This window comes from Pseudomonas sp. FW305-3-2-15-E-TSA4 (assembly GCF_058787295.1).
Genome location: NZ_JBYSZP010000010.1, coordinates 57,026 through 79,820, shown reverse-complemented (window position 1 = coordinate 79,820; position 22,795 = coordinate 57,026). Strand labels below are relative to the sequence as shown.

The 22,795-nt window shown below is 62.9% G+C and carries 18 protein-coding genes and 1 pseudogene; 15 read left to right on the top strand and 4 right to left on the bottom strand.

What is annotated here, in order from left to right; all coding sequences use genetic code 11:
- The first annotated feature begins 160 nt into the window (after positions 1-160).
- The 4 genes from AC3WMV_RS15355 to AC3WMV_RS15340 are packed head-to-tail and all read left to right on the top strand — an operon-like array spanning position 161 to position 3,025.
- Positions 161-943: an ABC transporter permease gene (locus AC3WMV_RS15355; protein WP_103367876.1), complete on the top strand. Its 783-nt coding sequence runs from the start codon at positions 161-163 to the stop codon at positions 941-943.
- Complete coding sequence (locus AC3WMV_RS15350) at positions 943-1,791, top strand: ABC transporter ATP-binding protein (RefSeq protein ID WP_103367875.1); 849 nt, start codon at positions 943-945, stop codon at positions 1,789-1,791. The genes AC3WMV_RS15355 and AC3WMV_RS15350 overlap by 1 nt, the downstream gene beginning before the upstream one ends.
- Positions 1,788-2,750 (top strand): HEAT repeat domain-containing protein, encoded by a 963-nt coding sequence (locus tag AC3WMV_RS15345; RefSeq protein ID WP_103367874.1) that lies wholly within the window; start codon positions 1,788-1,790, stop codon positions 2,748-2,750. Before AC3WMV_RS15350 ends, AC3WMV_RS15345 begins: the two co-directional genes overlap by 4 nt.
- A complete protein-coding gene (locus AC3WMV_RS15340) occupies positions 2,747-3,025 on the top strand; it encodes a DUF971 domain-containing protein (protein WP_103367873.1) in 279 nt (92 codons plus the stop codon). Before AC3WMV_RS15345 ends, AC3WMV_RS15340 begins: the two co-directional genes overlap by 4 nt.
- Positions 3,026-3,152: 127 nt before the next feature.
- Here AC3WMV_RS15340 and AC3WMV_RS15335 read toward each other — a convergent pair whose 3' ends face one another.
- The 3 genes from AC3WMV_RS15335 to AC3WMV_RS15325 form a co-directional block, all read right to left on the bottom strand.
- Complete coding sequence (locus AC3WMV_RS15335; RefSeq protein WP_103367872.1) at positions 3,153-4,811, bottom strand: phosphoethanolamine transferase; 1,659 nt, start codon at positions 4,809-4,811, stop codon at positions 3,153-3,155.
- A gap of 223 nt (positions 4,812-5,034) precedes the next feature.
- Positions 5,035-5,772, bottom strand: a complete 738-nt coding sequence (locus AC3WMV_RS15330) for a TorF family putative porin (protein ID WP_103367871.1) — start codon at positions 5,770-5,772, stop codon at positions 5,035-5,037.
- Between the two features lie 188 nt (positions 5,773-5,960).
- Positions 5,961-7,703 (bottom strand): amidohydrolase, encoded by a 1,743-nt coding sequence (locus tag AC3WMV_RS15325; protein WP_103367870.1) that lies wholly within the window; start codon positions 7,701-7,703, stop codon positions 5,961-5,963.
- Positions 7,704-7,806: 103 nt separating this feature from the next.
- On the opposite strand from AC3WMV_RS15325, the gene AC3WMV_RS15320 reads away from it, so the two are divergent.
- From AC3WMV_RS15320 to AC3WMV_RS15285, 8 genes are all read left to right on the top strand, one after another.
- Complete coding sequence (locus AC3WMV_RS15320) at positions 7,807-8,724, top strand: LysR family transcriptional regulator (protein ID WP_103367869.1); 918 nt, start codon at positions 7,807-7,809, stop codon at positions 8,722-8,724.
- A gap of 38 nt (positions 8,725-8,762) precedes the next feature.
- Positions 8,763-9,380: a transcriptional repressor LexA gene (gene lexA, locus AC3WMV_RS15315; RefSeq protein ID WP_027613669.1), complete on the top strand. Its 618-nt coding sequence runs from the start codon at positions 8,763-8,765 to the stop codon at positions 9,378-9,380.
- Positions 9,380-9,997: a translesion DNA synthesis-associated protein ImuA gene (gene imuA, locus AC3WMV_RS15310; RefSeq protein ID WP_007968686.1), complete on the top strand. Its 618-nt coding sequence runs from the start codon at positions 9,380-9,382 to the stop codon at positions 9,995-9,997. The genes lexA and imuA overlap by 1 nt, the downstream gene beginning before the upstream one ends.
- Before the next feature lie 7 nt (positions 9,998-10,004).
- A complete protein-coding gene (locus AC3WMV_RS15305; RefSeq protein ID WP_103367868.1) occupies positions 10,005-11,420 on the top strand; it encodes a Y-family DNA polymerase in 1,416 nt (471 codons plus the stop codon).
- Positions 11,396-14,494 carry an error-prone DNA polymerase gene (locus tag AC3WMV_RS15300; protein ID WP_207264406.1) on the top strand — a complete coding sequence of 1,033 codons (3,099 nt, stop codon included), beginning with the start codon at positions 11,396-11,398 and terminating at the stop codon, positions 14,492-14,494. Before AC3WMV_RS15305 ends, AC3WMV_RS15300 begins: the two co-directional genes overlap by 25 nt.
- Positions 14,495-14,779: 285 nt before the next feature.
- Positions 14,780-15,466: a CsgG/HfaB family protein gene (locus AC3WMV_RS15295; RefSeq protein ID WP_167734216.1), complete on the top strand. Its 687-nt coding sequence runs from the start codon at positions 14,780-14,782 to the stop codon at positions 15,464-15,466.
- Between the two features lie 28 nt (positions 15,467-15,494).
- Complete coding sequence (locus AC3WMV_RS15290) at positions 15,495-15,863, top strand: DUF4810 domain-containing protein (protein ID WP_003225593.1); 369 nt, start codon at positions 15,495-15,497, stop codon at positions 15,861-15,863.
- The gene (locus tag AC3WMV_RS15285) at positions 15,860-16,519 is read left to right on the top strand and encodes a DUF799 domain-containing protein (RefSeq protein ID WP_027613674.1); all 660 of its coding nucleotides are present in this window, start codon (positions 15,860-15,862) and stop codon (positions 16,517-16,519) included. Before AC3WMV_RS15290 ends, AC3WMV_RS15285 begins: the two co-directional genes overlap by 4 nt.
- 167 nt (positions 16,520-16,686) lie before the next feature.
- Here AC3WMV_RS15285 and AC3WMV_RS15280 read toward each other — a convergent pair.
- A pseudogene (locus AC3WMV_RS15280) lies at positions 16,687-16,794 on the bottom strand (flavin reductase family protein); the annotation flags it as partial.
- Between the two features lie 91 nt (positions 16,795-16,885).
- Here AC3WMV_RS15280 and AC3WMV_RS15275 point away from each other — a divergent pair.
- From AC3WMV_RS15275 to AC3WMV_RS15265, 3 genes are all read left to right on the top strand, one after another.
- Positions 16,886-17,575, top strand: coding sequence for a GntR family transcriptional regulator (locus AC3WMV_RS15275; protein ID WP_027613675.1), 690 nt, complete (start codon positions 16,886-16,888; stop codon positions 17,573-17,575).
- 133 nt (positions 17,576-17,708) lie between these two features.
- Positions 17,709-19,820: a hybrid sensor histidine kinase/response regulator gene (locus AC3WMV_RS15270; RefSeq protein WP_103367866.1), complete on the top strand. Its 2,112-nt coding sequence runs from the start codon at positions 17,709-17,711 to the stop codon at positions 19,818-19,820.
- A gap of 177 nt (positions 19,821-19,997) precedes the next feature.
- Positions 19,998-22,631 (top strand): excinuclease ABC subunit UvrA, encoded by a 2,634-nt coding sequence (locus AC3WMV_RS15265; protein ID WP_103367865.1) that lies wholly within the window; start codon positions 19,998-20,000, stop codon positions 22,629-22,631.
- The last annotated feature ends 164 nt before the right edge of the window (positions 22,632-22,795 follow it).

Here is a 22,795-nt window from a genome sequence, read left to right as displayed (position 1 = left end):
TTTTTGAAAATCATGAATATCTGCTCGCTATCGAGCCGAACCGAGATTTTGAAAGGCTTGAAGATCTGCTCCCTTTCCCCCTCGCCCCCCTGGGGGAGAGGGCTGGGGTGAGGGGGGCGATCTCAGCCATCACACCGCTCCAAACATGGAAACCCGATTCATGAAAATCCCAAAATCCCGCTGGATCACCAGAGCAACCTCCATAGCGCTCTGCCTGCTGTTCTGGCAACTCGCCGCGAGCCACCACTGGAATCTCGGTCTGGTCACTTTCGCCAACGTGCCAACCCCGTTGTCGGTGATCGAAGCGGCGTTGGGCCTGGGCGACTCCGGCAAGCTGCTGCAGCACCTGAGCGCGAGCCTCGGCCGCGTGTTCGCTGGCTATCTCGCGGCATTGATCATCGGCATTGCCCTGGGCTTGGCCATCGGCCGCTCGAAATGGGCCGAAGACCTGCTGCTGCCACCGCTGGAAGTGCTGCGCCCGATCCCGGCGGTGGCGTGGATTCCGCTGGCGATCCTGATGTTCCCGTCGTCGGAGCTGTCGATGGTGTTCATCACCTTCACCGGTGCGCTGTTCCCGATCCTGCTCAACACCGTGCACGGCGTCGAAGGCGTTGATCCACGGCTGATCGCCTCGGCAAAAAGCCTCGGTGCAGGGCGCCGGGCGATCCTGCTGGAAGTGATTTTGCCGGGTGCCGCCCCGAGCATCATCACCGGCCTCGCCATCGGTATGGGCACCTCGTGGTTCTGTCTGGTGACCGCCGAGATGATCTCCGGCCAGTTCGGCATCGGCTACTACACCTGGGAGTCCTACACCATTCAGAACTACGCTGACATTGTCGTTGGCATGCTGCTGATCGGTGTGCTGGGCATGGGCAGCAGTCTGCTGATCAAGCGCCTGGGCGGGCTGTTCACGCCCTGGCATCGACCACGAGGAAAAGCCTGATGAGCGCAATGCAAACCCCGGAAGGGCGGATCGATATTCGCCAATTGTCGATCGTTCTCGGTGAGGGGCAGCAAGCCTTCGAAGCCGTGCAGGGGCTGGATTGCCAGATCGAACCGGGCCAGTTCGTGTGCATTCTCGGCCCGTCCGGTTGCGGCAAATCGACCTTGCTCGGCGCACTGGCCGGACACTTGAGCGCCCATACCGGCAGCCTCAAAGTCGATGGCGGCGAGGTGTCCGGGCCGTCGCCACAACGCGGCATGGTGTTCCAGCATCACACGCTGTTTCCGTGGCGCACGGTGCGCGACAACGTGGCTTTCGGCCTGAAGATGCGCGGCATCGGTAAAACCGAGCGCCATCGCGCCGCTGATGAAATGCTCAAACTGGTGGGCCTCGACGGCTTCGCCGAGCGCTGGCCCGACCAGCTCTCCGGCGGCATGCAGCAACGGGTGGAAATCGCCCGGGTGCTGGTCAACCGTCCACGGCTGCTGCTGATGGACGAGCCGTTCGGCGCGCTGGATGCCTTGACCCGCCTGAACATGCAGGAACTGCTGCTGGACATCTGGACACGGATTCGCACCACCGTGGTGTTCGTCACCCACGACATCGACGAGGCGCTGTTCCTCGCTGATCGCTTGCTGGTGATGAGCGCGCGTCCGGGGCGAATCATCGAAGACCTGCGCCTGGACTTCCCGCGTCCGCGCACCAGCGAACTGGTGACCAGCACCGAATTCTCCCGCCTCAAGCGCCATTGTCTCGACCTGCTGCGCCACGACAACTCCCGCCCGCTGCCGCGCCTCAACCCGCTCGGCCTGCCTCCCGAAAACCCCTTGCCGCGATTTGCCCTATGACCTCATTTTTTGCTGTGACCGATAACGACGACATCCTCGCCCTGCAACCGCGTCTGACCGCTGACGATGCCAGTGTGCGGCGCATTGCCCTGATCGAACTGGCTGATTTGGAAGAGCCGGACGGGCTGCTGTGGCTGGTTGAAAAACTGAGCGAAGATCCTGCCGAAGAAGTCCGCGCCGAAGCTGCGCGGCTGCTGGAAGCGTGGGAAGACGAACCGGTAGTGGCTGCGCTGTGCCAGGCACTGACCGATCCGTCTGCGGCAGTGCAGGCAGCCGCCGCGCAAAGTCTGAGCCTGCTCAAGAGTGAGGCGGCAGGCCGGGTGATTCTGCCGTGGACCGATCATGCTGAAGTCAGCGTGCGAATCGCCGCGTTCCGTGCCTTGCGCGAATTGCGTTTCGCCGAGGCCGCACCGGCTGCTATCACTGCGTTGAGCGATGCCGACGCCAACGTGCGCCGCGAAGCCGTGGGCGTGCTCGGCTGGCTCAAGCAGCTCGACGCACTGCCGGCTCTGGCGCGTCTGGCCAGCGCCGACCCGGACACCGAAGTGCGCCGCGCCGCCACCGGCGCCCTCGGTCTGGCGTCCGGCGCCGACGTGCTGCCAGCCTTGCGTCAAGCGCTGCAGGACGCTGCCTGGCAAGTGCGCGAAGAAGCGGCCACGACGCTGGGCAAGGTCGGCCACAGCGACGCTGGTCCGGCGTTGATCGCAGCCCTCGGCGATGACTACTGGCAAGTGCGTCTGCGCGCCACCCGCAGCCTCGGTCGCTTGCGTTTTGCACCGGCGCTGGACGCTTTGATCGAGACCCTCGACCATCGCATCAGCAACCTGCGCAAGGAAGCTGCGCTGGCCCTCGGTGAGTTGCATGATCGCGGCGCGGTGGCGGCGTTGCAGGCGGCGCAGGATGACGGTGATCCGGAAGTGCGCAAAGCAGTGCGGATTGCCTTGAGTCAGCTGCAATGAATCCGCTGTCGGTGAGCAACTCGCAAAGCGAACGGACACTGCGCCTGAGCTGGCCGGACGGCCGTGAATCGCTGTTCAATCACGCCGAACTGCGCCGCCAGTGCCCGTGCTCGCAGTGCCGCGCGTTTCGCCTGAAAGGTGTGACTCCGCTTGTGGATGAGCGTGTTCGCCTGATTGAGATCAACCCGCAGGGCTACGGCGTGCAACTGGTGTTCAGTGACGGCCATCAACGCGGGATCTACCCGTGGGACTATCTGGCACAACTCGATTCTTGATGTGCCACAGCCCCTTGTAGGAGTGAGCCTGCTCGCGATAGCGGTGTATCAGCCGACATCATTGTTGAATGACACACCGCTATCGCGAGCAGGCTCACTCCTACAAGGGTATAGGTGCAACTCCGGGTTACTGCGCAGCCGTCATGGATGGCCGGCACCCGCGAAACACATCCAGCCCAGGCTGATACAGCGCGGTCTTCACCTCGAACAACCCCAGCACCGAATGAAACAGGTTGTCATGGCTCAGGTCCGGCTGTCCGGTCTTGCCTTGCAGGCAATCGCGATCAATCCCCAGTTGCGCCAGAGTGTTGCTGCCAAACCACATCACCATCGGCACATGCGTCTGCGCTTCCGGCGCCAATGCATAGGGCGCGGCGTGCAGGTACAGGCCGTTTTCACCCAGCGATTCGCCGTGGTCGGAGACGTACAGCATCGAGGTATCCAGCGTGTCCTGATTGCGCTTGAGCAACTCGATGACCTTGGCGAGGAAGTGGTCGGTGTAGAGGATCGTGTTGTCGTACACGTTCACCAGTTCATCGCGGCTGCAACTTCCCAACTGGTTGGTGTGGCAGATCGGCTTGAAGCGTTCGAGCGCTGGCGGATAACGCTCGTAGTATTCCGGGCCGTGGCTGCCGTCGGCGTGCAACACGATGATCGCGTGGCCCTTGAGGCTGTCGATGTAGCTTTGCAGGTCGGCCAGCAGCGCCTCATCGAGGCAGTTGTTGCCGTCGCAGAACGGCCCCGGCTGGTTCTTCGCGATGTCGCGGTGCGGCACGCGCAGGCAGGTGCCTTTGCAGTCGCTGTTGTTGTCCAGCCACAGCACTTGCACGCCGGCGCGTTGCAGGATATCCAGCAGGCCTTCGTAGGTTTTGCCTTTCTTGTCGCTGTAGTCCTCACGCGGGAACATCGAGAACATGCACGGCACCGACACTGCCGTGGACGTGCCGCAGGAGTGCACCTGGGTGAAGTTGAGGATGTCCAGTTTGCTCAGCTCGGGATTGGTCTCGCGCGCATAGCCGTTCAGCGAGAAATGATCGGCGCGGGCGGTTTCGCCGACCACAAACACCATCAGCGACTTCTTCTCGCGGCTGGCGGCTTTCGCGCTCATCACCGCGTCTTCCCCGATGGCCTGCACCACAAAGTGCTTTTTGATGCCCAGGCGCTGCTTGGTGTATTTGCTGATGGCGTAGATGTAATTGGTCGGGTTGATGAAGTGGGTGAGCTTGTCTTCTTCGCGGAAAATCGGCGCATAGGTCGAATAGAACGCGCCCACCGAGGCGCCGATCACCAGCACGCAAGCGGCAATCACCAGCAGCTTGTTGAGCACGCCGCGAAAGAACGGCCGATAACGCACCGGCCAGCGCCAGATCAGCACCGCTGGCAGCACGCCAAGCAACAGCACGTAGGCCAGCAGCTTGCCGTTGAACAGCGCCGCAGCCTCGGCCGGGTTGGTTTCGAAGACGTTCTGGATCATCACCGTGTCGATGGTGATCCCGTATTCGTTCATGAAATACGCAGCGCAGGCCGAGAGCAGGGCGACCACGCTCAGCGCCGGTTTCAACGTCCAGCGAAATGACACCAGAGTCAGCAGCAGAGTGATCGCCGCCCACAGGAACAGACCGAACGAGGCGAAAAATGCCAGTTTGTGCACGCCTTGCAGGGTGATCAGCGTACCCAGCGCCTTCCAGGTCGCCAGGTTGTACAGCGCCACCAGTGCCAGGGAAAACAGCAACACCAGGCGGGTGGAAGTGATGGACGGTAAACGCAGTCCTTTGCCCAAAGCCATTACAGACATTCCTCTACTCGAATAGATCACGCGCGGAAACGCGCGTAACTGTAGAAGAACAATAGTAAAAATTTCGTAAACATCCTGTAGCAAACACTCAGGTCAACGCAAAACCCTGTAGGAGTGAGCCTGCTCGCGATAGCGGTGGGTCGGCCGACATCGTTGTTGAATGACACACCGCTATCGCGAGCAGGCTCACTCCTACAATGGGTACTTTGGTGGGTCAGAAGGATTTGCTCAGGCTGGCGACCACCGTTGCGGTGCACACATCCTTGACCCCCCAGTTACTCAGGCACTGGCTCTGCGACAGATCGGTATCGATATAGCTCAGGCCCAACACCACCCCGGCCAGGTTGTGCGTCAGCTTGACCTCCCATTCCCGATAACTGTCCTCGCCATGCCCGGACGCCGAGTACAGGTGCGGGTCCTTGAAGTCCATGTTGCCGTAACGCAGTTTCAACCCGGAATCGAACGGCAGCCCGGTTTCATAACCGACATAGGTGTAGAGCGAGCTCTGCTTGCTGTCGACCCCCGGCGCATCGCTGGAGTAATACGCCGCCAGCTTCACCCCGTAGACGCCGAGAATCCCGTAGACCTCGCTCTGGTTGAACTGGCTTTCCTTGGGGTAGGCGTACTTGAGGTAACCCAGATCGAGGCTGACATCCTCGGTGACCTGCCACAGCCAGCCGGCGTAGTAATCGACTTCCTGCCGGGTTTTCAGGCCACCGCCAAAGTCGACGTTGGAGCTCCAGGCTCCCGCGTACAAACCGCTGCTGTGGGCAAGGGTCAGACCGGCCTGCACGGCCGGGTCATTTTGGGTTTGCGAGATGCCGCGGGTGCGGTAGTCGCTGGCCAGGGTCAGGTCGACCAGCACGGCGAAATCGTCGTTCAGGGGGATCGCCTGGCTGCTCAAGGGCAGCAAACTGGAAAAACCGAGGGCGAACAGGGGCAAGGCTTTCATGGAGAAGTCCCGATGTTGTGATTATTTTTGGGCAGTACGAAAACCGTGGAGGGAATGCAATCTCGGCCACCCTCACAGCCCCTGTGGGAGCGGGCTTGCTCGCGAAAGCGGTGGTTCATTCAGCATCGATGGCGACTGATACGCCGCCTTCGCGAGCAGGCTCGCTCCCACAGGGGGGAACAGTGTTGTTATTTTGTGGCGGTGTAGACCTGACGCCCACCAAACCAGGTTTGCAGCACCTGGGTGTCATGCAGGGCTTTTTCGTCGACGCTGAACACGTCGCGATCGACCACGATGAAGTCAGCCTGTTTGCCCGGCGTCAGTGAGCCGATCTGCTGGTCCAGGCCTATGGTTCGCGCCGCGTTGACGGTATAGGCGTAAAACATGCTTTCGCGATCCAGACGCTCGTCGGCATTCAGCACGCCCAGCGGGCCGACGCGGGTGATGGCCTGGGCCATGGCGTTGAACGGGTTGGGCGACGACACCGGCCAGTCGCTGGCACCGGCAATCGTCGCGCCCTGTTTCAGCAGCGAGTGCGCCGGGTATTGATAACGAAAGGCGAGGGCGCTGACGTAGGGCTTGATCATGTCGGTGGTGTAGTCGTCGGCACTGGCCCACAGCAATTGCATCGAGGCGATCACGTTCAGCGGCTTGAAACGGGCGAACTCTTTCGGGTTGACCATCTGCAGGTGCGTGATCGAGTGAGTGATGCCGCTCTGCCGATCCTGGCGCGCGCGTTCGATGCCGTTGAGTGATTCACGCACCGCACGGTCGCCAATGGCGTGGATGTGTACCAACCAGCCACGCTGGTCGATGGCGCTGACCAGTTCGCCGAAATGCTGCGGATCGATCAGCAATTCGCCCTGTTTGTGCGAATTGCGGTACGGGTCGATCATCGCCGCGCTCTGCGCCGGGTACTCGATCACGCCATCGGCGAAGATCTTGACCCCGGGCAGGGTCAGGTTGGGGATGCCCTGAAATTGCAGACGCACCTTATCCAGCGTGTCGAGGTCGGACGGCAGGCTTTTCGGGTTGGCGACCAGCAACGCTGCGACGTGCACGCTCATGTCGCCGCTTTCCGACAGCGCTTTGTAGGCCGGCAGCACGCCGACGGTTTTCTCGGTGGGTTTGAGCGCGAACACGGCCTCGCCCGGTGCGGCGTTGGCGGCGGGGTCCATCCACGCGGTGATGCCGAGGCTGTTGTTGAAGCGCACCGCGGATTTGGCTGCGGTGAGCATATCGGCCGGGCTCGGCACCGGCATTTTTGCGGCAACCCGGTCCCAACCGGCATCGACCAGAAAGCCGTTGGGCTCGCCGCTGGCCAGTTTGCCGATCGTGTCTTGTTCCGCAGCAGGCAGGGTCTTGAGCAACGCCGCGTCAATACCGGCGCGCTTGAGCATCACGTTGTTGGCCCACGCGGTGTGGTGATCGCTGCCGGTGAACACCACCGGCACGTCAGCCCATTCGCCGTGGTTGAAGGTCTTGCCCAGCGCTTCGGCCTGCGCCCAGTACGCTGAGCTCATGCCGGCAATGCTCAGCACATCGCCATGTCTGGCCTTGCCGTCGTCACGCCAGGCGCGCAGGCGTTTTTCCAGTTCGTCGAGGGCCACGACTTCGTCTTCCATGTTGGCCGAGACCATTTCCAGGCCACCGAAAATCGCGTGGGAATGGCTGTCGATCAAGCCTGGCATCAGCGTCTTGCCGCCGAGGTCGATCACCTGGGTGCCGGACTCGATCAGCGCCTTGATCTGCGCGTCGCTGCCGACTTTCAGCACCTTGCCGTTTTCCACGGCCAACGCCTGCACCTTCGGTTGCGTGCGATCGGCGGTGAAAATCCTGCCGTTGACCAGCACCAGATCGGCGGCGGCCATGGCTTCCATCGAGGCAAAACTTACAGCGCTCACCAGCAGGCTCGGGATGAATCTTTTCATTGAAGATTTCCTTGTTATTGCGTCTGATGGCCAGATTAGTGGCTGACACTGGCCGACAGAACGCCTCCCTCACGAAAAACGTTTTTGCCTGAATGGAAAAAGCATGGACAAGTTGGGTGCACTGAAAATGTTCGTGGTTACCGCGCAACTTGGCAGTTTCAGCCGCGCGGCCGAGCAACTGGGCAAGACACCTTCGGCCCTGACCAAAGCGGTCAATCACCTGGAAACGGAACTCGGTGCGCGGCTGTTCGAACGCAGCACGCGGCGGATTCTGCTGACCGAAATCGGCCGGGTTTATCTGGAAACCGCGCGGCTGGTGTTGCAGCGGCTGGAGGAGGCCAGCGAGGAGATCGAGCAGTTGCAGCACGGTCTGCGCGGCAGCCTGAAAATCACTGCACCGTTGGCGTACGGGCGGGCGTTTCTCGATCAGGTGTGCGACGGCTTTTTGCAGCAATACCCGCAGATCAGCCTGCAAGTGGACCTGTGCGACGCGTTCGTCAATCTGCTGGAAAGCGGCTATGACCTGGCCTTGCGCGAGGGCCATGACGACTTGCCGGGGCTGATCGCCCGGGTGGTCGGCAGCAATCGGCTGGCGTTGTGCGGAAGCCCGGACTATCTGGCGCGCAAGGGTTTGCCGGTGAATCCGCAAACTCTTGAGCAGCATGAATGGCTGCTGTATCAGCACCCGTTGCTCAGCCGCGAGTTCTGGTGGGCCGAGCGCGACGGTCAGCGGCTGAGCCTGGCGCAACCGACGGCGCCGCGCTTGCGCAGCGACAATTACGACCTGCTGCTGGCCAGCGCATTGGCCGGACGCGGCTTGCTGCACACGCCGCTGTGGAGCGCCGCGCCGTACATTGCCGACGGACGTCTGGTGCGGGTCATGGCTGATTATGAAATCGACCCTGACAGCTTCGGCCCGCATATTCTTGCGGTGTACCCCAGCCATCGACGGGCCACGGCTAAAGTGGTGGCGTTCATCGATTACATCTCGGCATTTCTGGCCGAGCGCGGATTGAACTGACTGGCGGTCATTGCCAGCAAAAAGGCGAAAGAGTACAAATGTACTCCATGACTAATCTCACTCCCCGCCGTACCGCCATCCTGACCTTTATCCGCGAACGCATCGCCGAACACGGTCAGCCCCCAAGCCTCGCTGAAATCAGCGAGGCTTTTGGTTTTGCCTCGCGCAGCGTGGCGCGCAAGCATGTGCTGGCGCTCACCGAAGCCGGGTTTATCGAGGTCAATCCGCATCAGGCCCGGGGCATTCGCCTGCTCGGGCAAGCGCCGCGCCCGGAGCTGCTCGACATTCCGGTGCTCGGCCGGGTGGCTGCCGGTGCGCCGATCGGTGCCGATGCCGACATCCATAACCGCTTGATGCTCGACCCGGCGCTGTTCTCCCGTGCGCCCGACTACATGCTGCGGGTGCAGGGCGATTCGATGATCGAGGACGGCATTCTCGACGGTGATCTGGTGGGAGTGAAGCGCAATCCCGAAGCGCTCAACGGCCAGATCGTGGTGGCGCGCCTCGACGGCGAAGTGACGATCAAACGCTTCGAGCGTGTCGGCGCTACAGTGCGCCTGCTGCCGCGCAACCCGGCGTACCAGCCGATTGTCGTGCGCGACGATCAGGACCTGGCCATCGAAGGCGTGTTCTGCGGTCTGGTGAGGCAAGGCTGATGGGCGCCGTCGTTGCACTCGATACGCTGTTCAATGGCGGCCAGGTCTGGAAGGGCCGGCCTGCGCCACCGGCCGCCAGCCCGCAACCCACCGGGCATGCCGCGCTGGATGCGGCACTGCCCAGCGGTGGCTGGCCGGAAGCGGCGCTAAGCGAAATCCTCCTGGCCGGCCCCGGTGTTGGCGAACTGCAACTGGTGTGGCCGACGCTGGCGCGGCTGTCGGCGGCGGGCGAGCGCATCGTGCTGGTGGCGCCACCGTTCGTGCCGTACCCGCAGGCGTGGGCGAACGCCGGGGTCGATCTGCGCCAGTTGTCGGTGATTCAGGCCAGCGAACGCGATGCCTTGTGGGCGGCGGAGCAATGCCTGCGTTCGGGTAGTTGCGGCGCGGTGCTGTGCTGGCCGCACAAGGCCGATGACCGAGCGTTGCGGCGTTTGCAGGTGGCGGCGGAAACCGGCCAGACCCTGGCGTTTGCCTGGCGCCCGCTGAGCGAGGCAATCAACCCGTCGCCGGCCGCGTTGCGTATTGCCATCGACGCCAGACCGGCCCAGTTGCGCGTGCTCAAGTGCCGTGGCGGACTGGCGCGCACGGCGCCGATTGCGTTTGCCGTGGGGCACTGAGGTCGTCATGCGCTGGGTGTGTATCCTGTTCCCGCAATTGGCCCTCGACGCCGTGCTGCGTCAGCGTGCCAATCCTGCTGAGCCGTTGGTGCTGCTCAGTGGCCCGGCCCAGCGCCGGGTCTTGCAAGCGGTTAATCCGGCAGCGCGTCAACTAGGCTTGCGCGCCGGCCAGTCGATGACCGCCGCGCAGGCCCTAAGCAAAGGCTTTGCCACCGCCGATTACGACCTCGCCGAGGTCGAGCACTGGCAGCAGTTTCTCGCCGCGTGGGCCTATCGTTTCAGCGCGCAGGTCAGCGTGCATTATCCGCGTACCGTGGTGTTCGAGATCGAGTCGAGCCTGGGCCTGTTCGGCTCCTGGGCGCAGTTCGAAGCGCGGCTGCGCAAGGAGCTGACCGAGCTGGGTTTCCGCCATCGCATCGTCGCCGCACCGAATCCGGTGGCGGCGCGGGTGCTGGCCAATGCCTACGACGGTCTGGTGGTACCTGACGGTGAAGCCCTGCAGCATCACCTCGGGCAGTTGCCTGTCGACCGCGTCGGGCTGGAGCCGCAGGTCGCCACCGCGCTGATGCGTATGGGCCTGCGCAACCTGAAACAACTGCAGAGCCTGCCGCGTCAGGCCCTGGCCCGGCGTTTCGAAGCGTCGATGCTCAAGCATCTCGACACCCTGTTCGGTGCACGGCCGCTGGCCTTGGCGTTCTATCTGCCGCCGGATCGTTTCGATGTGCGCATCGAACTGAATTTCGACGTGCAATCCCATCAGGCGCTGCTGTTCCCGTTACGCCGCTTGACCGCTGACCTGTCGGCGTTCCTCTGCGGACGTGACAGCGGCGTGCAGCGTTTCGACTTGCATCTGGAGCACGCCGGGCTGCCGGACACGCTGATCAAGGTCGGCCTGCTCAGCGCCGAGCGCGATCCGGCGATGCTCTTCGAACTGGCCCGCGGGCGACTGGAGCAAGTCCAGGTCGAGGCCCCGGTGCGCGGCTTTCGCCTGCGTGCCGAAGACCTGCCGAGTTTCGTGCCGCAGTTTCAGGAACTGTTCGATGACCGTCCGCAACAGACCTTGCCTTGGGAGCAATTGCGCGAACGTCTGCGTGCACGGCTCGGCGATGACGCGGTGCAGGGCCTGCGCTTTCAGGCCGACCACCGCCCCGAATGTGCGTGGCAGAACGGCGTCGACAAGCAGCGTTGCAGCGGTTTGCCGAGTGTGCAGCGTCCGGGCTGGCTGCTCGGCGAACCGCAGAGTGTGCCGGAAGGTTCGGCGCGGATTCTCATGGGCCCGGAGCGCATCGAGTCCGGCTGGTGGGACGGTGATGATGTGCGCCGCGATTACTACCTGATCCAGAACCGCGCCGGTCAGCAGGGCTGGGCCTATCGGGCCGTGGGCGAGGGCGGTCCGTTGTGGCTGCAGGGCTGGTTTGCATGAACCACGACTATGCCGAGCTGCACTGCCTGTCGAATTTCAGTTTCCAGCGCGGTGCCTCCAGTGCCCTTGAGCTGTTTCAGCGGGCGAAAAAACACGGTTATCAGGCGCTGGCGATCACCGACGAGTGCACCCTGGCCGGGATCGTCCGGGCCTGGCAAGCGGCGAAATCGGTAGAGCTGCCGCTGATCATCGGCAGCGAAATACGCATCGACAACGGCCCGAAACTGCTACTACTGGTGGAAAATCTTGCGGGCTATCAGGCCTTGTGCGGCTTGATCACTCAGGCCCGGCGGCGTACACAGAAGGGCCAGTACCAGGTGCTGCGCGAGGACTTCAACGAGCCGTTGCCGGGGTTGTTCACCGTGTGGGTGCCGGACAGCATCGATGACGTGGAGGAGGGCCGTTGGCTGAAGCAGACTTTCGGCGAGCGCCTGTATCTGGCGGTGCAGCTGCATCGCGGGCAGGACGATCAGCGGCGGCTGGCGGCACTGCTGAGTCTGGCCGGGCAGTTGCAGATTGCCGCCGTGGCCAGCGGCGATGTGCACATGCACGCCCGTGGCCGGCGCGCCCTGCAGGACACCATGACCGCGATCCGCCATCACGTCCCGGTGGCCGAGGCCGGATTGCGCCTGCACCCCAACGGCGAGCGCCATCTACGCAGCCTCGAGGTGTTGCGTGAGCTTTATCCGCCGGCGTTGCTCGACGCCTCGGTACAACTGGCGCGGCGCTGCACTTTCGAACTGAGCGAGTTGCGCTATCAGTATCCGAAGGAGCTGGTGCCGCAGGGGCACACCGGCAGTTCTTGGTTGCGCCAACTGACCGAAGAAGGCATTGCCTGGCGCTGGCCAAAAGGGCCGCAGGCCAAAGTGCTCAAGCAAATCGACGATGAGCTGAAACTGATCGCCGAGCTCGGCTACGAAAGCTACTTCCTCACCGTGCACGACGTGGTGCGCTTTGCCCGCGATCAGCAGATTCTCTGTCAGGGCCGCGGTTCGGCGGCCAATTCGGCGGTGTGTTTTGCCTTGGGTATCACCGAGATCGACCCGGATCGCACCACGCTGCTGTTCGAGCGTTTCATGTCGAAAGAGCGCAACGAGCCGCCGGACATCGACGTCGACTTCGAGCACGAACGCCGCGAAGAAGTCCTGCAATACGTGTTTCGCCGATATGGCCGGCGGCGTGCGGCGCTGACGGCGGTGGTCAGTACCTACCACGCTGCCGGGGCGGTGCGTGACGTGGCCAAGGCCCTTGGGCTGCCGCCGGATCAGATCAATGCACTGGCCGATTGCTGCGGCCACTGGAGCGACGAAACACCGCCGCTGGCGCGCTTGCTAGAAGGCGGCTTCGACCCCGACAGCCCGGTGCTGCGTCGAGTGCTGAGCCTGACCGGGCAACTGATCGGCTTCCCCCGACACCTGTCGCAGCACCCCGGCGGTTTCGTGATTTCCGAACAGCCGTTGGACACGCTGGTGCCGGTGGAAAATGCCGCCATGGCCGAGCGCACGATCATTCAATGGGACAAGGACGACCTCGATGCGGTCGGGCTGCTCAAGGTCGATATCCTCGCCCTCGGCATGCTCAGTGCCATCCGTCGTTGTTTCGACTTGCTGCGCCGTCATCGCCATCTGGATCTCAGCCTGGCGACGATCCCTGATAAAGACAAAGCGACCTACGAGATGATCAGCCGTGCCGACACCATTGGCGTGTTCCAGATCGAATCACGGGCGCAGATGTCGATGCTGCCGCGCCTGAAACCGGCGAAGTTCTACGATCTGGTGATCGAGGTGGCGATCGTCCGCCCGGGGCCGATTCAGGGCGGGATGGTCCATCCGTACCTGCGCCGGCGTAACAAGGAAGAACCGGAAACCTATCCCTCGCCGGAACTTGAAGTGGTGCTCAAACGCACCCTCGGCGTGCCGCTGTTTCAGGAACAGGTGATGCAGATCGCTATCGTTGCGGCCGACTACAGCCCCGGCGAGGCCGATCAGTTGCGTCGCTCGATGGCCGCGTGGAAACGCCATGGAGGCTTGGAGCCGCACAAGGCGCGACTGGCCGCCGGCATGAAGAAAAACGGCTACACCGAGGAATTCGCCGCGCAGATCTTCGAGCAGATCAAGGGCTTCGGCAGTTACGGCTTTCCCGAATCCCACGCTGCCAGTTTTGCCTTGCTGACCTACGCCAGTTGCTGGCTCAAGTGCCACGAACCGGCGGCGTTCGCCTGCGCGTTGATCAACAGTTGGCCGATGGGCTTCTACAGCCCGGATCAGATTCTGCAGGACGCGCGCCGGCATCAGTTGCAGATCCGTCCGGTGGACGTGCGCGCCAGCGACTGGGATTGCAGTCTGGAACCGATCAGCGGCGCGCAACCGGCGATTCGCATGGGCCTGCGGATGATCAAGGGCTTTCGCGAGGACGACGCCCGGCGCATCGAGGCGGCGCGGGCGCGCGGGGCGTTTGCCGATGTCGCCGATCTGGGCGAGCGGGCCGCGCTCGACAGTCGCGCCCAAGCGTTGCTCGCCGATTCGGGGGCGTTGCGTGGGATGGCCGGCCATCGGCATCGTGCGCGTTGGGAAGTGGCCGGGGTGCAGAAACAGCTGGGCCTGTTTGCCGGTTTGCCAAGTCAGGAAGAACCCGATGTGCTGCTACCCAAACCGAGTGTCGGCGAAGATCTGCAGGCCGATTACGCGACTATCGGCACCACGCTGGGGCCGCATCCGCTGGCGCTGCTGCGTGGCGAACTCAAGGCCCGGCGTTGCCGCAGCTCTCAGGAGTTGCTGGACGTCGAGCATGGTCGGCCGGTGAGCATCGCCGGGCTGGTCACCGGGCGGCAGCGACCGGGCACTGCCAGCGGCGTGACCTTCGTCACCCTCGAAGACGAGTTCGGCAACGTCAACGTGGTGGTCTGGCGCGATCTGGCCGAGCGCCAGCGTCAGGTGCTGGTCGGTTCGCAATTGCTCAAGGTCGATGGCCGCTGGGAGCGGGAGGGCGAAGTACGGCATTTGATCGCCGGACGGCTGAGCGACCTGAGTCCGCTGCTGGATGGCATCCGCGTGCAGAGCCGCGACTTTCACTAAACTCCAAAACACCACATATCCCCCCTGTGGGAGCGGGCTTGCTCGCGAAGACGGTGTGTCAGTGGCAAATAAGTGGCTGACACACCGCTTTCGTCGGAACGCCGCCCGGAGCAAGCCCGCTCCCACAGGGGGGATTTGTGTGTGTCCAAGCAAGCCAATTGATTGGCGTCAAAAATCTCTGTCACCAATGGTGGCACTTTGTCATAATGCCGCCCCTTTTCCGCTCCCCACCGCGTAGCCGTGCCGGGACACACCGTTTTTTTTCAGAAGGAATGCACAGTGAGAATGATCTCCCGGATGTTGGTCTCAGGCGTTGCGATTGCCGTGCTCGGCACTATCGCCGGCTCCCTTGCCGGGTGCGCCACCGAAAGCTCCCGCGCACTGCCGGTGGCCAAGGTCGAGAGCGCCACGCAAGTCTGGACCGGTGCTCGCGTGCCGATGGCGGTGGGCAAGTTCGATAACCGCTCCAGCTACATGCGCGGGATCTTCTCCGATGGTGTTGATCGTCTCGGCGGCCAGGCCAAGACCATCCTGATCACTCACTTGCAGCAGACCAACCGTTTCTCGGTACTGGATCGCGACAACATGGGCGAGATCCAGCAGGAAGCGGCGATCAAGGGCCAGGCCCAGCGCCTCAAGGGCGCCGACTACGTGGTCACCGGTGACGTCACCGAGTTCGGCCGCAAGGAAACCGGCGACCACCAGCTGTTCGGTATTCTCGGCCGTGGCAAGACCCAGGTCGCCTACGCCAAGGTCAACCTGAACATCGTCAACATCAGCACCTCCGAAGTGGTGTATTCGACTCAGGGCGCCGGTGAATACGCCTTGTCCAACCGCGAAATCATCGGCTTTGGCGGCACTGCTGCGTACGACTCCACCCTCAACGGCAAAGTCCTCGATCTGGCCATGCGCGAGGCGATCAATCGTCTGGTCGATGGCATGAACGCCGGTGCCTGGAAACCGGGCAACTGATCGTTATTCATTGCAAGGAGCAACACCCATGAATCTGACTTTGTCGCGGTCGCTGCTGGCCCTGACGCTGGCCGCCAGCGCCTTGCTGGCCGGTTGCAGCAGCCCGAAAACCCTGTACCAGTGGGAAGACTACCAACCGCAGGTCTACGAATACTTCAAAGGCGAAGAGCCGAAAGAAGCCCAGGCCGAAGTGCTGGAGCGCGACCTGCAGAAGATCCGTTCCACCGGCAAGGCGGTGCCGCCGGGCTACCACGCGCACCTGGGCCTGCTGTACTTGAGCATGGGCAAGGACGATCAGATGGTGCAGCAGTTCCGCACCGAGAAAGCGCTGTTCCCCGAGTCCGGCCCATACATGGATTTTCTGCTTAAAAACGCCAAGACCGGAGACGCCAAATGATCTCGCGCACCCTGAAACTGCTGGCCGCCGGTTTGGCCCTGACCGTGCTCGGTGGCTGCGTCGCGCCGAAAACCGTGGATTACTCGGCGTACAAACAGGCACGGCCGAAGACCATTCTGGTGCTGCCACCGCTGAACACCTCGCCGGACGTCAAGGCTTCCTACAGCTTGCTGTCGCAGGTGACGTTCCCATTGGCCGAAGCCGGTTACTACGTGCTGCCGATCACCCTGGTGGACGAAACCTTCCGCCAGAACGGCCTGACCACCCCGGATGACATCCATCAGGCGCCGGCCAACAAGCTCAAGGAAATCTTCGGCGCCGACGCTGCGCTGTACATCACCGTGACCGAGTACGGTACGCGCTACATGGTGATCAGCAGCGAAACCGCGGTAACCGCCACCGCCAAGCTGGTCGATCTGAAATCCGGCACCACGCTGTGGACCGGTTCGGCACGGGCGTCGAGCGAAGAGGGCGGCAATAACAGTGGTGGCGGCCTGGTCGGCATGCTGATCACCGCCGCGGTGAAGCAGGTGATCAACAGTTCGACCGACGCCGGGTATCCGATTGCCGGCGTGGCGAGCAATCGCCTGTTGTCGGCCGGTCAGCACGCCGGCCTGTTGTACGGCCCGCGCTCGCCGAAATACGGTACTGACTGACAATTACCGGCACGCCTGAAATCCTCTGTGGGAGCGGGCTTGCTCCGGGCGGCGTTCCGACGAATGCGGTGGGTCAGTCGCCAAATGTTTTACTGACCCGGCGCATTCGCGAGCAAGCCCGCTCCCACAAGGGGAAGGCGTTTCGCAGCCGATTTATTTGGCGACCGCCAAAACCGCTCGCCACCGCCCGCTGCTTCCGTCCACGCTTGCAATGAGCGGGTCGGCAAATCGAAATCATCCCGCCGACCAATCGTATCCAGACCCTGCATCTCGACGCCGAAGGCGATATCCTGCGCCACACTTATCTGCGCAAACGGCGAATAACGCTGCAACACCGTGTTTGCCCGAGGCTAAAGGAGTGTTCGAATGACCGAGAAGAAACTGGAAACCACGGTCGACCGCGTCTACCAAGGGGTTTACCAGGCGATCAGCAAGCGTTCGCTGCGTCCGGGGATGAAGCTGGGCGAAGCGTCCTTGGCCGAACTGTTCAATGTCAGCCGCACGTCGGTACGCGCCGCGCTCAAGCAACTGGAAGCCGAGGGGCTGGTCACCACCGAGCCGAATAAAGGTGCATCGGTGTCGCTGCCCAGCAACGAAGAGATCCGCTCGCTGTTCGAAACCCGGCGTCTGATCGAAATCGGCATGGTCACCGAACTCTGTCGGCGCAAGGACACCGCCGCCATGCAGGTCTTGCGCGAGCACCTGCTACTGGAGGACGCAGCCCACGCGGCAGGCGATCACGAGCAACTGATTTACCTGCTCGGCGAGTTCCACCTCAAACTGGCGCGCAGCCTCAACAACCCGGTGCTGCTCGACTGGTTCCAGAAGCTGATTTCCCGCGCCTCGCTGTATGTCGCTGCACTGGATGACGACAGCCATGAAGCCTGCCGTGACAACGAACATCTGCGCCTGATCGAATACATCGAGGCGGGCGATCAGAGCGCCGCCATCGAACTGACCTGCACGCATTTGAACGGCATCGAGAAGGCGATTCTCGACGTCGCGGCGAAGATGAAAACTGGCTACCATCCCCTCAAGCACCTGATCGGGGTCTGATCCGGGCCTGGTCTGAAATCGGCTATACCTCTAATGAAACCATTACGGCCGATGAGGCTCGAAACAGACGGGCGTCGCGGCGTTCTGCCGTCGCGATGTATCGGGCAAACACCACAGGACACCGAGTCAATCGATGCAGTTTTTATCCGATAGCCACGGTTGTGACGGCTGGAAAGGCGAGATGGCCGAACGCATTTGCGCGTTCGACTGGCGCCTCACCGAACTCGGCCCGCTCGACACCTGGCCTGCCAGCTTGTGCAGCACCGTGCAATTGATGCTGGCCTCGCCCTTGCCGATGGTCATGCTCTGGGGCCACGCCGGCTACATGATCTACAACGACGCCTACTCACAGTTTGCCGGTGGTCGCCACCCGTATCTGCTAGGCGCACCGGTGGAACTGGGGTGGCCGGAAGTCGCCGAGTTCAACCGGCACGTGGTCGACACCTGTCTGGCGGGCGGCACCTTGTCCTACCGCAACAAGGAACTGGTGCTGCTGCGCGATGGCGTGCCCGAAGATGTCTGGATGGATCTGTATTACAGCCCGGTGGCCAACGATGACGGCGTGCCTTCAGGAGTGATGGCGATGGTGGTCGAGACCACCGAGTTGGTGCGTTCCGAGCGCCTGCGTCAGGCGGCAGAAGACGCTTATCGGGCCGACAACGAACGGGTGCGTCTGGCGCTGAATGCCGGGGCCTTGCTCGGCTCGTTCGTCTGGGACGTGAAGAACAATGTGCTGTCGGCCGACGAGCGTTTCGCCCGGACCTTTTGCTATCCGCCGGATCAGGACTTGAGCAACCTGCCGCAATCCGTCAATGAGTCGCGGATCCATCCGGACGACCTGGCGTGGGTGCATGATCGGGTCAGTCATTCGCTGCAGACCGGCGAGCCGTACAACGCCGAATACCGCGTGCGGCGCGCGGACGGCAGCTACCTGTGGGTGCTCGCCAGTGGCGCCTGCGAGTTCGACGAACACGGCGCGCCGTTTCGTTTCCCCGGGGTGTTGATCGACATCCATGAACGCAAGATTGCCGAAGAATCCCTGCTCAAATTCACGCGCAACCTGGAGCAGCGGGTGGCTAACGAAGTGGATGCCCGGCTGGCGGCGGAAGAGCAATTGCGCCAGTCGCAGAAGCTTGAAGCCATCGGCGGACTGACCGGCGGCGTGGCCCACGATTTCAACAACCTGCTGCAGGTAATTGCCGGCAACCTGCATTTGCTGGCGCGGCATGAGCCGGACAATGCCAACGTGCAACGCCGGGTCAGCGCCTCGCTGGCAGCGGTCGAGCGCGGCGCCAAGCTGTCGTCGCAACTGCTCGCCTTTGCCCGGCGCCAACCGTTGTCGCCGGCGGTGTGCGATCCGCGGCAGATCTTCGACGGAGTCGGTGAATTGCTGCAGCGTGCGTTGGGCGAAACCATTCAGATCGACGTGCAATTGCCGCAGGACCCGTGGCACATCAACGTCGACCGCAATCAACTGGAAAACGCCATTCTCAATCTGGCGATCAACGCCCGGGACGCGATGAAAGGCGAGGGCACGATTGTTCTCAGTGCCATTAATACTCGGCTGGACAGCACTTTTTGCGCGGGCAAAGGCATCGTTGCCGGCGATTTCGTGCGAGTGATGGTTAGCGATTCCGGCGTCGGCATCGCGCCGCAAATGCTCGAGCAGGTGTTCGAGCCATTCTTCACCACCAAGGCCGACGGCCAGGGCACCGGGCTTGGTCTGAGTATGGTGTTCGGCTTCGTCAAACAGAGTGGCGGCCACGTCGAGATCGACAGCACCGTGGGCGAAGGCACGCGGGTGCAACTGTACTTTCCGCGCAGCCTGCGTCCGGTCCTCGATGAGACGCCGAGCGTCGACCCGCAGCAGAGCGGCGGCCACGAGACCATTCTGGTGGTTGAAGACAACGACGCGGTGCGCGCCTCGGCAGTGGAATTGCTGCGCGAGGAAGGCTACCGGGTACTGACTGCGAGCAATGGCGACGTGGCAATGCAGTTGCTGCTGGACGGCGCGCAAGTGGATCTGATTTTCACCGACGTGGTGATGCCAGGGCTGATCAAAAGCTCCGATCTGGCGGCGTGGGCCAAGGTGCAGACGCCACCGGTGGCGGTGCTGTTCACCTCCGGCCACACCCGCGACATCATTTCGCGCAACCACCAGTTGAGCCCGGACACGCATTTGCTGGGCAAGCCGTATGGCCCGGAGGCGTTGTTGCAGATGATTCGCTCGGTGCTGAGTGCCTGATTCCCTGTGGCGAGGGGATTCATCCCCGATGGAGTGCGCAGCACTCCCCAGCACTCCCCAGCATTTTCCCAGCTATATGGAATTTGCAGTAACTGCGCCGGCTGCGCCGCCGATCGGGGATAAATCCCCTCACCACAGGGTTCAGCTTCGACCCCCATTTTTCTGCAGGGACAGCCAATGACTTCCAAGCGTAATTCCAAAGCACCTACCGGCATGGTCCGGGTGCGTGGCGCCCGCGAGCACAATCTGAAGAACGTCGACGTCGACATCCCCCGCGATGCGCTGGTGGTGTTTACTGGCGTTTCCGGTTCGGGTAAGTCGTCGCTGGCGTTTTCAACGTTGTACGCTGAAGCCCAACGGCGTTATTTCGAGTCAGTGGCGCCGTATGCGCGGCGGTTGATCGATCAGGTCGGGGTGCCGGATGTCGACTCCATCGAAGGCCTGCCGCCCGCCGTGGCCCTGCAACAGCAGCGCGGTACGCCGAGCACGCGGTCGTCGGTGGGCAGCGTGACCACCTTGTCGAGCCTGATCCGCATGCTCTATTCCCGCGCCGGCAGTTATCCACCGGGGCAGCCGATGCTCTACGCCGAGGATTTCTCGCCGAACACCCCGCAAGGCGCGTGCCCGGAGTGCCACGGTCTGGGCCGGGTCTACGAGGTGACCGAGGCGCTGATGGTGCCCGATCCGAACCTGACCATCCGCCAACGCGCCGTGGCCTCCTGGCCGCTGGCGTGGCAGGGGCAGAACCTGCGCGACATCCTCGTGACCATGGGCATCGACGTCGATATCCCCTGGAAGAAACTGCCGAAAAAGCAGCGTGACTGGATTCTGTTCACCGAAGAAACCCCGACCGTGCCGGTGTACGCCGGGCTGACCCCGGAGGAAACCCGGGTCGCCCTCAAGCGCAAGATGGAACCGAGTTATCAGGGCACCTTCACCGGTGCCCGCCGCTACATCCTGCACACCTTCACTCATTCGCAAAGTGCGCTGATGAAGAAGCGCGTTTCGCAGTTCATGCTTGGCAGCCCGTGTCCGTTATGTGACGGCAAGCGCCTCAAGCGTGAAGCGTTGTCGGTGACCTTTGCCGGTTACGACATCGGTGAACTGTCGCAGATGCCGTTGCTGCAAGTGGCCGAAGTATTGAAACCCGTGGCTGCGGCGACCTATCTGCAGCAGGCCGAAGAAAGCGGCGAAACCCTCAGCCATGCGCAAACCCGCGAGGCGCGCCAGCAGCGCGTGGCCCACGGTGCCAGCAGCCACGCCGGTGCGCCGGACGTACGCCACACGCCGAACCTGTCGCTGGAAAAACGCCTGGCAGCGCAGCGGATCGCTGAGGACTTGCTGGAGCGGGTCAGCACCCTGACCGATCTGGGTCTCGGTTATCTGGCGCTGGAGCGCAGTACGCCGACACTGTCGTCCGGCGAGTTGCAGCGCCTGCGCCTGGCGACGCAATTGGGCTCGCAACTGTTCGGCGTGATCTATGTGCTCGACGAGCCGTCCGCCGGTCTGCATCCGGCCGATGGCGAGGCGCTGTTCGAAGCCTTGCAGCGCTTGAAGACCGATGGCAATACGCTGTTTGTGGTCGAGCACGATCTGGAAACCATGCGCCGCGCCGACTGGCTGATCGACGTCGGCCCGGCGGCGGGCGAGAAGGGTGGGCAGGTGTTGTACAGCGGCCCACCGGCGGGGCTGGCCGAGATCGACGAATCGCAGACCCGCGCCTATCTGTTTGCCGAGAGCCAGCGGCAGAGCCGCACCGCGCGCAAGCCGAGCGGTTGGCTGAAACTCGATGGCATCAGCCGCAATAACCTGCACAACCTCAGCGCTGAATTTCCCTTGGGCTGCTTCACCTCGGTCACCGGGGTTTCCGGTTCGGGCAAGTCGAGTCTGGTCAGTCAGGCATTGCTGGAGCTGGTCGGCGCGCAACTCGGGCGGCCGCTGATTGAGAACGAGCCGGAAGAACTCAGCCTCGAAGACGATGCGCCGCAGGCCAGCAGCGGTCAGGTGACTGCGGGGTTGGAGTCGATCAAGCGCCTGGTGCAGGTCGATCAGAAACCCATCGGCCGCACGCCACGTTCGAATCTGGCGACCTACACCGGGCTGTTCGACAACGTGCGCAAACTGTTCGCCGCCACGCCCGAGGCACGGGCGGCGGGGTATGACGCCGGGCAGTTTTCCTTCAACGTCGCCAAGGGGCGTTGCCCGACCTGCGAGGGTGAAGGTTTTGTCAGCGTCGAGTTGCTGTTCATGCCGAGCGTGTATGCGCCGTGCCCGACCTGTCATGGCGCGCGCTACAACCCGCAGACCCTGGCGATTCAGTGGCAAGGCTTGAGCATTGCGCAGGTGCTGCAACTGACCGTGGAAGAGGCGGTAGAGGTATTCAGCGGGCAGCCGGGGATTCGTCGTTCGCTGGAGGTACTGCGTGACATCGGCCTCGGTTATCTGCGGCTTGGGCAACCGGCCACGGAGTTGTCCGGTGGTGAAGCACAACGGATCAAACTGGCGACAGAGTTGCAGCGCAATCAGCGCGGCGCGACCCTGTATGTGCTGGATGAACCGACCACCGGACTGCATCCGCGAGACGTTGATCGGCTGCTGGAACAACTGGATACGCTGGTCACGGCCGGGCACACGGTGATCGTGGTCGAACATGAAATGCGCGTGGTGGCGCAGAGTGACTGGGTGATCGACATCGGCCCGGGGGCCGGGGATCAGGGCGGCAGGATTGTTGTGGCGGGGACGCCGCAGAAAGTGGCGGCGAGCAAGAAGAGCCGCACGGCGCCGTTTCTGGCGCGGGCCTTGAGCCGATAGCGACGCCGTTCCTACTGGCCCCCACAGGGGGCTGCGGTGTACTCGGAAGATGACACACCGTAATCCCTTGTAGGAGTGAGCCTGCTCGCGATAGCGGAGTGTCAGCCAGAAATGAATTGACTGACCTGACGCCATCGCGAGCAGGCTCACTCCTACAGGGTCTG

What these genes read in the sequence shown, in the direction of transcription:
- AC3WMV_RS15345 (WP_103367874.1), top strand. Translation starts at nt 1,788, where the DNA reads ATGACCTCATTTTTTGCTGTGACCGATAACGACGACATCCTCGCCCTG.
- AC3WMV_RS15305 (WP_103367868.1), top strand. Translation starts at nt 10,005, where the DNA reads ATGCGCTGGGTGTGTATCCTGTTCCCGCAATTGGCCCTCGACGCCGTG.
- AC3WMV_RS15270 (WP_103367866.1), top strand. Translation starts at nt 17,709, where the DNA reads ATGCAGTTTTTATCCGATAGCCACGGTTGTGACGGCTGGAAAGGCGAG.
- AC3WMV_RS15350 (WP_103367875.1), top strand. Translation starts at nt 943, where the DNA reads ATGAGCGCAATGCAAACCCCGGAAGGGCGGATCGATATTCGCCAATTG.
- lexA (WP_027613669.1), top strand. Translation starts at nt 8,763, where the DNA reads ATGTACTCCATGACTAATCTCACTCCCCGCCGTACCGCCATCCTGACC.
- AC3WMV_RS15275 (WP_027613675.1), top strand. Translation starts at nt 16,886, where the DNA reads ATGACCGAGAAGAAACTGGAAACCACGGTCGACCGCGTCTACCAAGGG.
- AC3WMV_RS15330 (WP_103367871.1), bottom strand. Translation starts at nt 5,772, where the DNA reads ATGAAAGCCTTGCCCCTGTTCGCCCTCGGTTTTTCCAGTTTGCTGCCC.
- AC3WMV_RS15265 (WP_103367865.1), top strand. Translation starts at nt 19,998, where the DNA reads ATGACTTCCAAGCGTAATTCCAAAGCACCTACCGGCATGGTCCGGGTG.
- AC3WMV_RS15295 (WP_167734216.1), top strand. Translation starts at nt 14,780, where the DNA reads ATGATCTCCCGGATGTTGGTCTCAGGCGTTGCGATTGCCGTGCTCGGC.
- AC3WMV_RS15290 (WP_003225593.1), top strand. Translation starts at nt 15,495, where the DNA reads ATGAATCTGACTTTGTCGCGGTCGCTGCTGGCCCTGACGCTGGCCGCC.
- AC3WMV_RS15355 (WP_103367876.1), top strand. Translation starts at nt 161, where the DNA reads ATGAAAATCCCAAAATCCCGCTGGATCACCAGAGCAACCTCCATAGCG.
- AC3WMV_RS15340 (WP_103367873.1), top strand. Translation starts at nt 2,747, where the DNA reads ATGAATCCGCTGTCGGTGAGCAACTCGCAAAGCGAACGGACACTGCGC.
- AC3WMV_RS15285 (WP_027613674.1), top strand. Translation starts at nt 15,860, where the DNA reads ATGATCTCGCGCACCCTGAAACTGCTGGCCGCCGGTTTGGCCCTGACC.
- AC3WMV_RS15320 (WP_103367869.1), top strand. Translation starts at nt 7,807, where the DNA reads ATGGACAAGTTGGGTGCACTGAAAATGTTCGTGGTTACCGCGCAACTT.
- AC3WMV_RS15325 (WP_103367870.1), bottom strand. Translation starts at nt 7,703, where the DNA reads ATGAAAAGATTCATCCCGAGCCTGCTGGTGAGCGCTGTAAGTTTTGCC.
- imuA (WP_007968686.1), top strand. Translation starts at nt 9,380, where the DNA reads ATGGGCGCCGTCGTTGCACTCGATACGCTGTTCAATGGCGGCCAGGTC.
- AC3WMV_RS15335 (WP_103367872.1), bottom strand. Translation starts at nt 4,811, where the DNA reads ATGGCTTTGGGCAAAGGACTGCGTTTACCGTCCATCACTTCCACCCGC.